General features: G+C 68.1%; 14 protein-coding genes and 1 pseudogene. 3 read left to right on the forward strand and 12 right to left on the reverse strand.

Annotated elements, in window-relative coordinates; all coding sequences use genetic code 11:
• Positions 1-24 precede the first annotated feature (24 nt).
• From ACZ7L5_RS41150 to ACZ7L5_RS41205, 12 genes are all read right to left on the reverse strand, one after another.
• Positions 25-1260, reverse strand: coding sequence for a tyrosine-type recombinase/integrase (locus ACZ7L5_RS41150; RefSeq protein WP_471523736.1), 1236 nt, complete (start codon positions 1258-1260; stop codon positions 25-27).
• Positions 1261-1346: 86 nt separating this feature from the next.
• Positions 1347-1589 (reverse strand): helix-turn-helix domain-containing protein, encoded by a 243-nt coding sequence (locus ACZ7L5_RS41155; RefSeq protein ID WP_471523738.1) that lies wholly within the window; start codon positions 1587-1589, stop codon positions 1347-1349.
• Between the two features lie 451 nt (positions 1590-2040).
• Positions 2041-3513: an ATP-binding protein gene (locus ACZ7L5_RS41160; RefSeq protein ID WP_471523740.1), complete on the reverse strand. Its 1473-nt coding sequence runs from the start codon at positions 3511-3513 to the stop codon at positions 2041-2043.
• 2 nt (positions 3514-3515) lie between these two features.
• Positions 3516-4376, reverse strand: a complete 861-nt coding sequence (locus ACZ7L5_RS41165; protein WP_471523742.1) for a bifunctional DNA primase/polymerase — start codon at positions 4374-4376, stop codon at positions 3516-3518.
• Between the two features lie 89 nt (positions 4377-4465).
• Positions 4466-5005 carry a hypothetical protein gene (locus ACZ7L5_RS41170; RefSeq protein WP_471523744.1) on the reverse strand — a complete coding sequence of 180 codons (540 nt, stop codon included), beginning with the start codon at positions 5003-5005 and terminating at the stop codon, positions 4466-4468.
• Between the two features lie 11 nt (positions 5006-5016).
• On the reverse strand, positions 5017-5481 hold the full coding sequence (locus ACZ7L5_RS41175; protein WP_471523746.1) for a hypothetical protein: 465 nt from the start codon (positions 5479-5481) through the stop codon (positions 5017-5019).
• 206 nt (positions 5482-5687) lie between these two features.
• Positions 5688-7811, reverse strand: a complete 2124-nt coding sequence (locus ACZ7L5_RS41180; protein ID WP_471523748.1) for an FtsK/SpoIIIE domain-containing protein — start codon at positions 7809-7811, stop codon at positions 5688-5690.
• A 104-nt stretch (positions 7812-7915) separates the two neighbouring features.
• Positions 7916-8233 (reverse strand): hypothetical protein, encoded by a 318-nt coding sequence (locus ACZ7L5_RS41185; protein ID WP_471523750.1) that lies wholly within the window; start codon positions 8231-8233, stop codon positions 7916-7918.
• Positions 8234-8260: 27 nt separating this feature from the next.
• A complete protein-coding gene (locus tag ACZ7L5_RS41190) occupies positions 8261-8641 on the reverse strand; it encodes an RRQRL motif-containing zinc-binding protein (RefSeq protein WP_471523752.1) in 381 nt (126 codons plus the stop codon).
• The gene (locus ACZ7L5_RS41195) at positions 8641-9537 is read right to left on the reverse strand and encodes a DUF2637 domain-containing protein (protein ID WP_471523754.1); all 897 of its coding nucleotides are present in this window, start codon (positions 9535-9537) and stop codon (positions 8641-8643) included. Before ACZ7L5_RS41195 ends, ACZ7L5_RS41190 begins: the two co-directional genes overlap by 1 nt.
• A complete protein-coding gene (locus tag ACZ7L5_RS41200; protein ID WP_471523756.1) occupies positions 9534-9725 on the reverse strand; it encodes a hypothetical protein in 192 nt (63 codons plus the stop codon). Before ACZ7L5_RS41200 ends, ACZ7L5_RS41195 begins: the two co-directional genes overlap by 4 nt.
• On the reverse strand, positions 9722-9988 hold the full coding sequence (locus tag ACZ7L5_RS41205; protein ID WP_471523758.1) for a DUF6284 family protein: 267 nt from the start codon (positions 9986-9988) through the stop codon (positions 9722-9724). Before ACZ7L5_RS41205 ends, ACZ7L5_RS41200 begins: the two co-directional genes overlap by 4 nt.
• A gap of 529 nt (positions 9989-10517) precedes the next feature.
• Between ACZ7L5_RS41205 and ACZ7L5_RS41210 the strand changes: the two genes are divergently transcribed.
• The 3 genes and pseudogenes from ACZ7L5_RS41210 to ACZ7L5_RS41220 form a co-directional block, all read left to right on the forward strand.
• Positions 10518-11363: a sigma factor-like helix-turn-helix DNA-binding protein gene (locus tag ACZ7L5_RS41210; RefSeq protein ID WP_471523760.1), complete on the forward strand. Its 846-nt coding sequence runs from the start codon at positions 10518-10520 to the stop codon at positions 11361-11363.
• Between the two features lie 2 nt (positions 11364-11365).
• Entirely contained in the window at positions 11366-12172 is an 807-nt protein-coding gene (locus ACZ7L5_RS41215) for a protein phosphatase 2C domain-containing protein (protein WP_471523872.1), read from the forward strand.
• A gap of 9 nt (positions 12173-12181) precedes the next feature.
• Positions 12182-12427 (forward strand): annotated as a pseudogene (locus ACZ7L5_RS41220) (N-acetyltransferase); the annotation flags it as partial.
• Positions 12428-12603: the final 176 nt, after the last annotated feature.

The following is a 12603-nucleotide window of genomic DNA, read 5'->3' on the forward strand; positions in this document are numbered from 1 at the left end:
ATGGTCTGGAACCTCCCTGGAACCTCAGTCCTTGTGATCTTGAGGCCGGAGAGCTTGCCCGAGAGCCTTCCGGGCCCGCTCGCGGCTGCTCGGCATGAGGTGCGCGTACACCTTCAGCGTCAGCCCTGGGTCCGAGTGACCGAGGTACTCAGCGAGCGCCTTGATGCTCTCTCCGGCGTCCAGGAGCACGGACGCGTAGAAGTGCCGTAGCGCGTGCATGCCGTGCTCGCGGGCGGCGGCGTGCTCGCGGCTCTTGGCTTTCGGGATGACGCCTGCCTTGGCGAGAGCGGGCTTCCAGTGGTCTTCGTTCAGCGACGTACGCCAGACGTGTCCGCCGTTGGGGCCCGTGAAGATGAGCCGCCGCGTTACCGGCTGGCCGTTCGCCCGCATCCAGGGGAGCTTGATCTCCACAGGCGGGAACCGCTTGATGTGCTTCTGTAGCGCCTCTGCCACGGGGTCGGGCAGTGGCACGTCACGGAGCTTGCCGCCCTTGGGGGGCGCGAACACTGCCTTGCTCAGGCTCAGCTTGAGTTGCTGTACGACGTGCACGGTGCCGTTGTCGAAGTCGATGTCATCGACGGACAGTCCGAGGATCTCCCCTTGCCGCAGGCCGCATCCGGCGCCCACGTCGACCATCGGTCGGAAGCGGTCGACCATGGCGGCCCGCATGGCGAAGACGCGCTCAGGCTCCCAGGGGACGACGCGGCGCGCACCGATGGCCGGCGGGGTCACCGTGTGCGAGTTGCAGGGGTTCCGGCGTAGGCATCCGTCCTCTACGGCAGCGGAGAGTACGGCGCGGACGTTGGAGAAGATGACGCGGGCGTACGCGCCGGACATGCCGGACGCTTCGAGCTGCGTCACGAACTCCCGGATGTGGCTCGGCTGGAACGATCCGAGCTGACGCGCCCCGATGCGGGGGAAGGCGTGCAGCTTGAGCTGAGACTCCATCGACGCCCGGGTGTTGGGGTCGCCGCTCTGGCTCACGAGCCACTTCTCCGCGAACTCCTGGAAGGTCGTACGGGACGCGTTCGGGTCGATGAAGTCGCCGCGGGCCACGTCCGCCTGCATGGCGCTCAGCCACTGTTCGGCAAGGCGCTTCTGTCCGTCGGGGAAGGACTTGTTCTTTCGCTTGCCGTCGGGCGTGAGGTAGCGGGCTTGGTAGCGCATCCCCGTGCCATAACGGTCGGTCTTGACGCGGACGGTCTTGCCGTCGGCGTCGGTGGTGGTCTTGATCCAGCGGTCGAAGATGTGGCCAGCCATGTGGTGGTAGTCCCTTCTGGACCATGGGAGAGGGAGGGCCACTGAGTGGCCCTCCCTGGGGTGCTGAGCTGTGCGCTTGAGCTGCGTCAGGCGGCGGTCTGGTCGGCGCCCTTGCGTTGGGTGACGTAGGCACGTACGTCGGTGGGGTCGTAGCGAATGTGTTTGCCGATGCGGAAGCCGGGCGGGCCGATGCGCTTGCGTCGCCACTGGTAGACGGTCTCGACGCTCGGCAGCTTGAACATGACGACCAGGTCTTCGGGGGTCAGGTAGCAGTCCGGGAGTCCGCCGCGCAGGAGGGCGCGCGGGTCGGTCGGCTCTTCGGTGGCCATTGCTGGTGACTCCTCATGTCCGGGGTGGGGTGCAGGCGAGGGCGCGTGTGTGTCCGAGGTGCGGATTTCTGCGTCATCGCGTCACCTGCGTCATTCATGGGGTCTGACCTGCGGTTTTTTGGTGACGCAGCGTCGTGGTGGTGCGTCATCGGTGACGCAGGCTGTCCGTCATCGGTGACGCAGGTGACGCACGATGACGCAGCCGAAGGGGCTCTGCGTCACCCGTGTCTGCGCAGGTCGCGTGCCGTTTGCGGGGTGTCGGTGACGCAGGTGACGCAGGCTTTCCCTACTTAGGAAAAAAGGGAGGGGGTGTCTGTAGTGGTGCGGTGCATCTCAGGACGTGAAGAAGGAGCCGCTGCGCGGCACGTCCTACGGGCGGCGCCACTGCGCCGAACAGCAAGAAGAGCACCTGCCCGGCGAGTGGTGCTCTTCTTGCTTGTCACGGGTGCGGTCAGAACGTTTGCTGCTCGTGCTGGGGTGCGGTGGGGGTGCGGGTCATTTCGAGGTAGCGGCCCTCTTTGGTGCGCCCGGAGTCGATGAGGACACCCCGGGCGGCCAGGGTGGGCTGGAGGCGCTTGAGGCGGTCGGAGAGGACTTTGCCGGTGGTCGGCCACCCCTTGGGCAGCGCGCGGAGTTCCTCGCCGCTGTAGAGGCGGTTGAGGCAGTGCAGCCATTCGGTGGACGTCATCCGCTGTGCCTCGCCCGGTTCGATGGTGTCGGCGTGGCGCAGGACGGTCTGTGCCAGCAGGTCGCCTTCGATGACGTCGTCGTTGAGGTCGTCGAGACTGGCCCGGTACGCGGCGAGTGCCCCCAGACCGGTGGCGCCGTCGAACTGCGCGCACAGGTGGGCGAAGTCCGCCATGCGCAGGTCGGTGGGTGTCTCCGCGTCCACGGCGCGGACCTTGACCGTGAGGTCCAGGAGCGAGCCGAGGACGACGGGCAGCACCGCTGCGTACTCCGTCCACAGTTCGGCCTCCGTGCGCCGCACCTTGGGTCGTTCCAGGCGCAGCGGCAGGAGCCGTTCGGCGAGGTCGGGCTTGATGACGCCGACGTCGATGCCGGTCAGAAGCAGGGGGCGGCGGTAGCCCAGACGGAAGACGTCCCCATCGGTGAACAGGGCGCGCTTGACGCTCTCGGCTCCGGTCACGATGCAGCACATCGCATCGGAGAGGTCCGGCGTCATGTAGGAGAGGTTGTCCAGCGCGGTCACCCACCCTGCCGCGACCGCTGCGATCAGGTTCTCCTCATCCTTGGGGGCGCGGCGCAGGTCACCGGTCATGCCCTCGATGATGCGGACGAGCATGCGTCCGCCGGTGGACTTGCCGGCGCCCTGGGGGCCGGTGAGGAAGGGGGCGGGCACGGGAACGGACGGCCCGAGGCAGCCGATGAGCCACGCGATGGCCAGGCACTCGGTCTCCGCTGTGGCGAAGTTGCACAGCCTCAGCAGACTGTCGATTCCCTTGCCGTTCGTGTCCCGGGCAGGCAGGGGCAGTTCCCCGGTGAGCTGGGTGCGCCGCCAGCACACTTCCCGCGGGTCGGGAACACGGATGTCCCATCCGGTCGGGTGGATACGAACGGACTGCCCGTCGGCTCGGCCCAGGTCCAGCCACGTCGCCCCGTCGAAGCCCGGGGCAACGCGGATGTGCACGGGCTGTACGTCCTCGGACAGCGCGAGTGCTTCGATCAAGTCCAACGCCTCCTTGAGCGCGGTCCCGTTGAACACGCCGACCCCGTCCCTGAAGAGGCCGACCATGAGTTCCTGGCGGTGGCTGCCGGTGGTGCCCTGGGAGCGGATCGGGCGGGCCACGGGGTGGCCGTTCTTCTGTGCGTAGACGGTGCCGTCGGCGGTGCGGAAGTAGCGGAAGTGGGAGTGCGCGTAGTCGGCGATGACCTCGCGAGCAGGGTTCTTCTCGTCGTCGGACATGGTCACAGTCCCAACCTGGTACGGGCGTTGGCCCACGCGTCGGTGCAGTGCCGGGGGCTCTCGCCCTTGGCCTGTGCTGCGGTGAACAGCCGGGCGACGTGCGTTTCGGTGAGGCAGCCGCAACCGCCGTGGGTGGACAGCACCGCGAGAAACGTGCGGTAGACCGTTGCGTGGATCTCGCTGCGTGCGGCGGTGATGCGTGCTTCTGCCATGGCAAGGCCACGGTTCAGGTAGGTGGGTGTGCGGTGCGGGCATACGCCCCGAATGCCCGGTACGGGCGCTGTGAGCGCCTGTGGCGCCCTACGGGCCGCAGACGGCTGCTTTACCACCAAGGCGCGCACAGCGTCCGGCAGAGGGGCCGTGGCGCCTTCGCCGGGGGCGAGCCAACGGGCGTATTGCATAAGGGACTTGATGTCGGTCCCGGGCCGTACGGCGTTGGCGGACTGCATCGCGCCCTCGTAGAGCCAGTGCTCACCGCGCGTCGTCTGCACGGTCCGCGTGGCGGGCAGGGTGGCGCGGGCCCAGTCGATGGCGTCCGTGCTGTCGAGGTCCACGACGGTGAGGCCGGCGCCGCCGGGGTGGTAGGCGACGGCTGCCGCTTCACGCCACGCCTGCCGCCACGTGGGCGCGTTGATGACGGTCGGGTCGGTGGTGGCGGCGGCCCAGCCGTGGCACGGGCGGGGGCAGGTGCAGGGGCCGGGAGTCTTCATGTTCGGCCGGCCACCGCACACGTTCTTCGCGCAGGCCCGGCAGTTGCTGAACGGCACCTTCCCGGCTCGTAACGGCAGTACCGGCACGCCGGAGGCCGCCAGGGAGAGAGCGGCACGCAGGTGCTCTCCCCGATTGTCGGTCGGTTGCGTCATGCTGGGAGACCTCCACAGGTCTGTAGATGGCAGGTGGACAAGGGCGGCCCCGCGACTTTGGCGAGACGGAGGGGCCGCCCTTGGCGTAGCTAGAAGGGCGCCTTGGGTCCGCAGACGCAGGGCGCCTGTCCGCAGTCGTCGCCCGGGTTGGTGAGGCCGCGGTCAGTGGCGCCGCGGGCGCCGCGCTGCTGCTGTTGCCAGGTGGCGTACTGCTGGCGGACGTAGGCCCGCGGGTTGCAGCCCACGACGGCCCCGTCGAGGCCCATCAGCCGGGAGGCCAGATCCAGGGCGCTGCTGCCCCTAGCGGTGTAGCCGGGAATGAGGCCACTGGCCATGCGGTCCATGAGGGCGGCGCGACGCAGCAGCCACTCCCGCCCGCGGTCCTCGGTGTTGCTGAGCCAGACCAGCTCGCCGCCGGGGTCGGGCGCGGTGGCGTATGCCTGGGTGACGTTGGGCCAGTCGGTGACGTCCGGCTCGGGGGTGTGCTTGTGGTCGGCGCGGACGTAGACGCGGTGCTGGCCTTCCCGTCCCGGGTAGTGGCGGGCGGGCCCGGCCGTGAAGGCGGTGTCGAGCGCGGTCAGGATGTCGTCGGTGTCGGCGGGGTCGCAGATGATCCGGATCTCGAACACGAAGGCTCCTGTCAGCCGTTGAAGTGGTTGCGCTTGAAGATCGCTTTGCGGATGTGGAAGGTGTTGCCGCTCTTGGCGCCAGCCGGTTTGAAGATCTGCACGGCGACGAATCCGCCGAAGAGCACGGCGGCGAGCGTGATCAGCTGAGTGATCAGCGCGGTGAGTGCGGTGATGAACGTGGTGAGCAGCAGCAGGCCGCTGCACACGGCGAGGAATCCGACGCCCCCGAGGGCGACATTCACCGCCGCGCGGGAGACCACCGGTTTGGCGGCGACGGGTTCGGGCTGCATGGGGCTCATGGCGTAGCCGGTGACCACGCGGCCGTCCGGCAGGACCACGCTCGCCACCGCCGGGACGTGGCCCGGCTGGACGGCAACGAGCGGAGCGGGCGTCACGGCGGCGGGGGTGATGGGGCTGGGCTGGTGGACTTCCACGGCCCGCTCGTAGGGCGCGTGATGGACAGGCTCGGGGTACATGCGGAATCCCTTCCGGTGCAGGGTCAGGGAGGCAGACGCACCCCCTTGGGGGTGCGCTGTGGAGGGGGTCTCAGGGGTCTGACCTAGGGTGCCTCCCTGCCTCCCTGAACGATCATTCGTGCAGGTCAGAGCCAGGGAGGCGAGTCAGGGAGGGATTCAGGGAGTTCTCCCTGCCTCCCTGACCCGAGGCGGGTCGGCTCCCTGCCTCATCCGGCGGAAGCGGAACCCTCTTCATCGCGATTGGCGAGTGCGCGAGCGAGGCGGTCGCGGCTGACGACCATGACGCCGTCGGACTTGTAGGCGATGTCCTCTCCGGCGTCGTCGAGGACGCGCTTGAGGTCGTTGAACGACCACTTGCTGTACGCCTCGGAGTTGAGCGCGGCGAGCCGGGTGATGACTTCCTGGGTGCGCACCCGCTTGTCGCTGCCGAGCACGGTCGCGATGTCGGCGAGCGGGTCACGCTTCTCGCTCCGCTCGACGGCATGCAGCGTGGTGACCCCGTTGCGCAGGGCCTTGGCGCGGGCGGCGATGGCCTTGGCGTCGTCGTCGCCGATGAAGTGCGTACGCACCGTGATGGACGACTGCCCCTTGGGGATGTCGATGCCACTGGAGGCGATGACCAGGGTTCCCTGATCCAGGCCGGGCCGGAGCAGGTGCGGGGCGGCGCCGCCGTTGACGGCCTTCTCACCCAGCGCCATGACGGCCTGCGCCTCGGTACCCAGCGCGAGCGAGGCACGGGTGTGCGCACCCTCGCGGACCAGCTTGGGCAGGTTCTCGTTCGTGGGGTCCTGAGTGCCCTGCCACATCAGGACGTTGACCACACGGCCCTGGTTGTGGATCTTGCGGACGGCCATAAAGTAGCGGCTGGTGGCCTTGGAGCCGCCGTAGTAGCGGCCTTCCTCGTCCTTGACCGGGCACATGAACGCCACCTGCGCCTCATCCACGATGCACAGCAGCGGATCGAACACCATGTCCGGGTTGTCCTGACGGGCAGCGATGCGCCGGTTCATCTCCTCGACCACGCCCTCGACCATCTCCGTCGCCTGGATGACGTGGTCATCGGTCGGCCCCTGGATCAGCACGGTCGCGATGCCGTTGAACATGATCCAGTCACCGCCCTTGAGATCGGCGAGACGGAACTCAACCGTCCGATCCAGCGCGGCCCACAGGGCGAGCGCCCGCAGCGAGGCGGTCTTGCCCTGGTTGGACAGGCCCGTGATCAGCAGGTGGCGCTGATACAGGCTCAGCGCGGCAGCGTCCCCGCGCAGGTCCTGCCCCCAGGGGGCGCGGCCCTTCTTGTAGTCGGCGGTCATGGTCTCGTCGGTGACCAGGGGCGACGGGCCGATCGGCTCGTCGAGGGCGCCGGAGTCGGCGACCCACAGGCGGACCGTGCGGGCCGCCTCGGGGATCACGATGAACACCTCGTGCTCGTGCCGGGTCAGGTTCTCCGCGAGCTTGCGCCGCTTGCTCTGCACCTCGTTGGTGGCGACGCCGGAGGGCAGGGTGACGTCGACCTCGACGCCGCATCCGGCGATCGTGATCGGCCCGAGCATGGAGGCGCCGGCGTCGCCCATCTCCTGGATCGCCTTGCGCAGGGCGGGGATGCCGAGGTCACGCAGGGCCTTGACCACGATCGAGGGCGTGATGGGCTCACCCTCGCTCGATCGGGCGTTGGCCGGGAGTGCCCACTGGGGTGCGGCCTGCTGCTTGCTGCCGACGGCCCACAGGGCGAGCAGGGCGAACAGCGGGCCGAGGATGAGCGCGGGGCCCCACACGATCTGCACGATCCTGATCAGAGTCGCGATGAAGTCGATGGTGGCCGCGAGTGGGGTGATGACGTCCTTGACGTCGCCGTTGCTGATGGCCATCACGACCCCGAGCGCGACCAGCGCCCCTATCCCCATCCCGGTGCCGACAGCGGCGCCCTTGGCAACCTCGATCGGGGAGTGCAGCAGGTCCATGCGGCGGCGGTGCCGGGCGTCGCGGAAGCGCTGAAGACGCTCTTCCCATTCCTCCGCCAGCTCGTTGTTTCCCGCGGCTTCGGCGGCCCGGATCATGCGCTCATAGCGGGCGCCGGTGCGGCCGTCCCACGTGCGGCGGGCCACGATCCGGCCCCCGTTGAACGTGTACAGGCCGTGCCGGGCCGCCGCGCGGCCGGCGCTCTTGGTCCGCTCGTGCGTGGCAACGGTCCTGATGGCGCGGCCGGAGCGCACCCACAGCGGGATCGGCCGTGCGGGCGGCGCGTCCGGCACGACGGTCAGCGTCGTGACCTGCGCGTCAGGGCCGGGGGGTTCGGGTGTCTTGTGGAGGTGAACGACGTTCTCAGTCATGCTGGGAGTGCTCCTGACTGCCCCGATGGGGGGCGTGAGTTGACGTGAGAGCCGGGGTGGCCGTGTCCCTGGCAGGTGGCGGCCACCCCGGCGGTTTCGGCTGGTCAGAACCAGCCGGAAGACTTCTTCTGCGCCTTGGCGCGGGCCTGCTCGGTGATGAGGCGCTGGCGCTCGCCGTGCAGGGCGGTCAGCTCCGCGTTCAGCCGCCGCTCCACGGAAGAACCGATGGAGTCCATGCGGTTTTCCGCGCCGGTGGTGCTGCGGTCGCGGTAGACGCTGCGGGCGCCGCTGGCCATCGCGCGGCTCATCGAGAGCCGTTCGCGGCTGGTCAGCGGCCACCACTCGCCGTTCTGCACGGCGTCCAACTTCTTCTCGGTCCGCTGGATCTCACGGTCCAGTCGGCGAATCTCGGCCTTGCTCATCACGTACTCCTCGGTGGTAGGTGAAGGTCAGGCGGCGGTGTCTTGTGCGGCCAGGCACATGCCGCAGATGCCGTGTGAGCGGGGAATGCAGTAGCCGACGTCCAGACGGCAGGCCGGACAGGTACGGCGGGCGAGCATCGCCAGCGCCAGCGCGCCCCACTTCCGCGACGTCATCGGCCGCACCGGCTTCGCCCGGTCGATGCGGTACAGGTAGGCCACCCTCGGGGTGCCGGTACGGCGGTTCATGCGCATGGCCTGCGCCGCTATCGGCTGACCACCCGGACGCAGACCCTCAGCACGTAACTGGCGACGCGTGGCCAGCCCGTCGGGCGCCAGGCGCCACGGGTAGGTGGGGATGCCGTAGCGGGCGCCGGACGGGTCGAAGCACTTGCCCCACGCGGCCGACATCAGCCGACCTGCGCGCGCTCGGCAAGCAGGGTGTCGCGCAGCATCCGAGCGTTGGCGGGCGAGGTACGGACCTCGCGGCGGATGCCCTCTGCGGTCACCTTCGCGTCCGGCCATCCGGCCGTCGCCTTGCGCGCCTCGGTGAGCAACTCATCGGGGGTGCGCTTGGGTCGGGTCGACTTCGCCGCGTCGGGGAGTCGACCGGTCGCCCGACGGGATCGGGTCGACTCGGCAGGCACTGCGCGCCGCTCGATCGGGGCGAGCGAGACGGTGTCGCCCTGCGGGATCGGCTTGAAGACCGGAGCCGACTTCACGTAGTCGACAGGGCCCTGATCGGGCACCCGCACGAGCGTCGCCGTGATCGGCTCAGGAGTCGATTCGGGGAGGTCAGCCGTAGACCGTTTCGTTGTAGTCTCGGTGGATTCCTCCGCATTCTGGATCGGGGTGGCGATCGGGGTGGGGCGGTGGTGCAGGACCTTGGCGACCAGATCGGAGCCGAAGTAGATCGACCCGACCGGCAACGACGTCGCGAGCAGGACCAGGGCCCAGTTCGCCGGATCCCAGTCGGCCAGACGCGTCCAGTCGACCCTGACGCTCCCATCGCTGTGCAGCTCGGGTACGAGACCGTGCACGTAGTTGAGGACCAGCGAAGCGAGCGTGTAGGCGCCCAGCACCCGCAGCGCGAACTTGCGCGCATCGGCGGTGAGCACGAGCGTGGCAATCAGGGCCAGCGCCATCAGGCCGTCGACCACGAACGGATACAGCATCGCGGCGGTCGCGTCTGCGCCGACCGCGGCGGCGATGTCGCGCAGCGCGTTCCACGACACCCGAAACGCCATACCCACCACGGCCACCAGCGCGAGGACCAGGACGGCGCGTCCCTTGCGGTGAAGGTTCATGCCCCACCCCCATTCCGGCGGCCGTGGACGAACCAACCGAGGAACTGCACGAAACAGCCGCCCGCGATCAGGTAGCGCCAGACGGGCTCGTCGGTGACGAAAGCGGCCGTGACGCTGGTGAACGAGAGCAGCAGGCCCACCACGATCAGCAGCAGGGCCGGGCCAGTCGGGGAGGTGCTCGCCCTCATGCCGCACCGCCCGGCATGCTCACGCTCGTGCGGTTGATCAGCGCGACCCGGGCAGCGAGCGCCCGACGCCGGGCACGGCGGATACGCCGGATGTCCAGCTCGCTCGGGGTGCGGTCAAGGGTGACGATCTGCGCGTCCAGCAGCTCGACGTCCGCCAGGATCACGGGCATCTCCTGCTCGATCGCGTCCAGCTCCGCGTCCGTCGGCTCCATGAAGTCGGCGAACGCGGTAACAGCGTCCTGAACAGTGACGATGGGGCTCATAGGGTCGTGTGTCCTTCCACAGGGAACGGCCCGAACAGCACCCCCGGAGCTGCAACTCCGGGGGTGCGCGCCGTTTGATGGGGTGATCAGCCGCGTAGAACGCGCGGCACGGCCACGTAGAGCGGCCGGAGTGCCCCGGGCGAGATTCGATCTCGCACCCCTCACGGCTGAATGCCGGGGCGATGTGCTGTCTCCTTCGGGGGTGCCGCGCCCGTATCAGGTAGCGCGGCATGACCCCGTTGTAGGCGTATGGAGACATGACCTTTCGGTCTAAGCCGTCCCGATGACCAGGAGTCGGGTCCGTCCTCGGCCCGATCTGTCCCGGGCCCCTTGAAGCCACGTCCGGTTGGGCGCAGCTCCCGTTTGTCGAGCATTTGTGCAGGTCAAGCAGCCACGACGAACCAGACCCCGGTTTGCTTAGGGGGGGTTGCCGTCTCGCTTGTTAGGTACCGTAGGCAAACCGGGGGCTGCGCGCAACCCCCTCTCGCGATACAGTTCGTTAGCCCCCCTAGGCGAGGATTGGAGAGCAGTGCACGACGACATGAAGCGCATCGCTGAAATCGCGGTGCCGGTTGAACGGGCCAAAGCCGCAATCGACCTGATGGCGACCTATCAGGGGTGGGTTACGGAGCTCTCGCGCGTCAGGCGCGAGGCGATCGAGGAAGCGCAGGCCTCCGGCATGACGCAAGCCGAGATTGCCGCGAAATTGGGTGTGAGCCGGGGACGGGTCGGACAACTGGCGTCGGCCGGACCGCCCCCGGAGCGAGTGTTCTTCGGGACGGAACTGGTCACCGTCTCGCTGGGTGGCAAGGTCGAGGCAGGCAAAGGGCCTGACCAGAACCCGAGTGCCGTCGTAGTCCGTGAGGACCTCGACAACTTCGAGCACCTTCGCAAGTTGCTCGGCGGCATGAAGCTTGAGGCGCAGTACGAGGTGATTCCGCCGACCGGCATCGTCAATCTGAACCGTGACAACCACGTGGTCATCTGTGGCCCCCGCTTGTCGCCCATCGTCGCCCAGGTGCTGGAGGGAGACGACAACCTTCGGTTTGAGAAGGATCACGCCTGGCACCTGGTGGACCAGAAGGCAGGGAAGACGTACCGGTCTCCGTTGGACGAGGACGGCTCGGCAGGCGACTTCGGATACCTAGGGCGACTCCCGCGCTTGGACGGTCGTGGGACGTTCCTGTACATCGCGGGTATCCACGCCATCGGCGCGAACGGAGTCGTGCACTTCTTGGAACACAACTTGGCTGAGCTGTACCGGGAAGTTCGCACGCGGCGCTTCTCAACGTTGATTTCGTGCCGCTACAACCCCGAGACACTCGAAGTGCTGGAGAGCCGTCGGGTGACCCCCCTGTACCGACACGAGGGATGATCATGCGCGTCTGCATTGACACACTTGGCGGGGGAGCCAACCCCAATGAAGACTGGGTGGCCGGCACCCCCACGCTCGCCGTGGTGCTAGACGGGCTAAGCACGGCTGGACTGACCACGGGGTGCCGCCATGGCGTCCCGTGGTACGTCGCTCATCTCGGTGGGTCTCTCGTGAGCGCTCTTGCAGACCCGGAGCGTCCGCTCTCGGACGGACTGGCGGATGCTCTCGAACGTGTGGCTGCGCTGCACCCCGAATGCGATCTAAGAGACCCTGGAACGCCCTCCGCCACCGTGGCGATCCTGCGCCACAGGTACGCGGTTGTTGACCACCTCGTTTTGGCTGATTCGCCGATCGTTCTGGAAGGCTCCGAGGGCCACACAGTGATCAGTGACCTTCGCGTTGACGACGTCTTGCCGGACCTGCGGGCCGAGGTTGAAAGCCACGAGACCCATACGCAGGCCCACAGAGAAGCCGTGCAGCGCCTCGTTCTCGCGCAACGGCAAGTGCGCAACACTCCAGAGGGATACTGGGTGGCTGCCAGCGGTCCGGAGGCATCTCAATATGCCCTGACAGGGACGACACCTCTCGCTGAGGTGCACTCTGCCGGCGTCATGTCGGACGGCGTCTCAAGGCTCGTGACCGAGTACCAAATGGCGACTTGGGCCGAGGTCTTCGTCACGCTCCGGGAGGGCGGACCGCGCCAACTGATCGAGACCGTGCGCAAGGTCGAGGCTACGGACCCAACTGGGCGCCGGTGGCCCCGCTACAAGTCAGGCGATGATGCAACGGTGGCCTTTTGCCGGTGGTGACCAGTCCAAGCGGGGGATCGGGCCTACCGGGCCGGAGCCAAGTGGCTCCGTCTCGACGCGTGGACGAGAAACGAGGGGCTTCAGGCGTACTACCTTCGGCAGGGCTTCCAGCACGCTCGGACAGTTCTTGAGGGAGTGGCCGTGAACGGCGGACCTCGGGTGTCTGGCTGGCTTGCTCAGCGTCCAACACATCCTGCCGAGCACGGTTTCACGGACGAAACTCGCATGCCGGGGCGAGACTGCTCCTCTTCGTAAGTTGAGGGCCAGGGCGACACTGCCGGGCCTTCTCCGGAACCTCTGTGGAACCTCCGAGGTCAACCACCAACGACCGACAACGACGAACAACGACCGCCCGACCGCAGGTCAGTTGAGGTGAGCACCCCGCTGACCAGCCCCAAAAATCGGGCGGTCGAAACCCAGGGCAAGAAGAA

Source organism: Streptomyces sp. NPDC107528, from assembly GCF_055639295.1.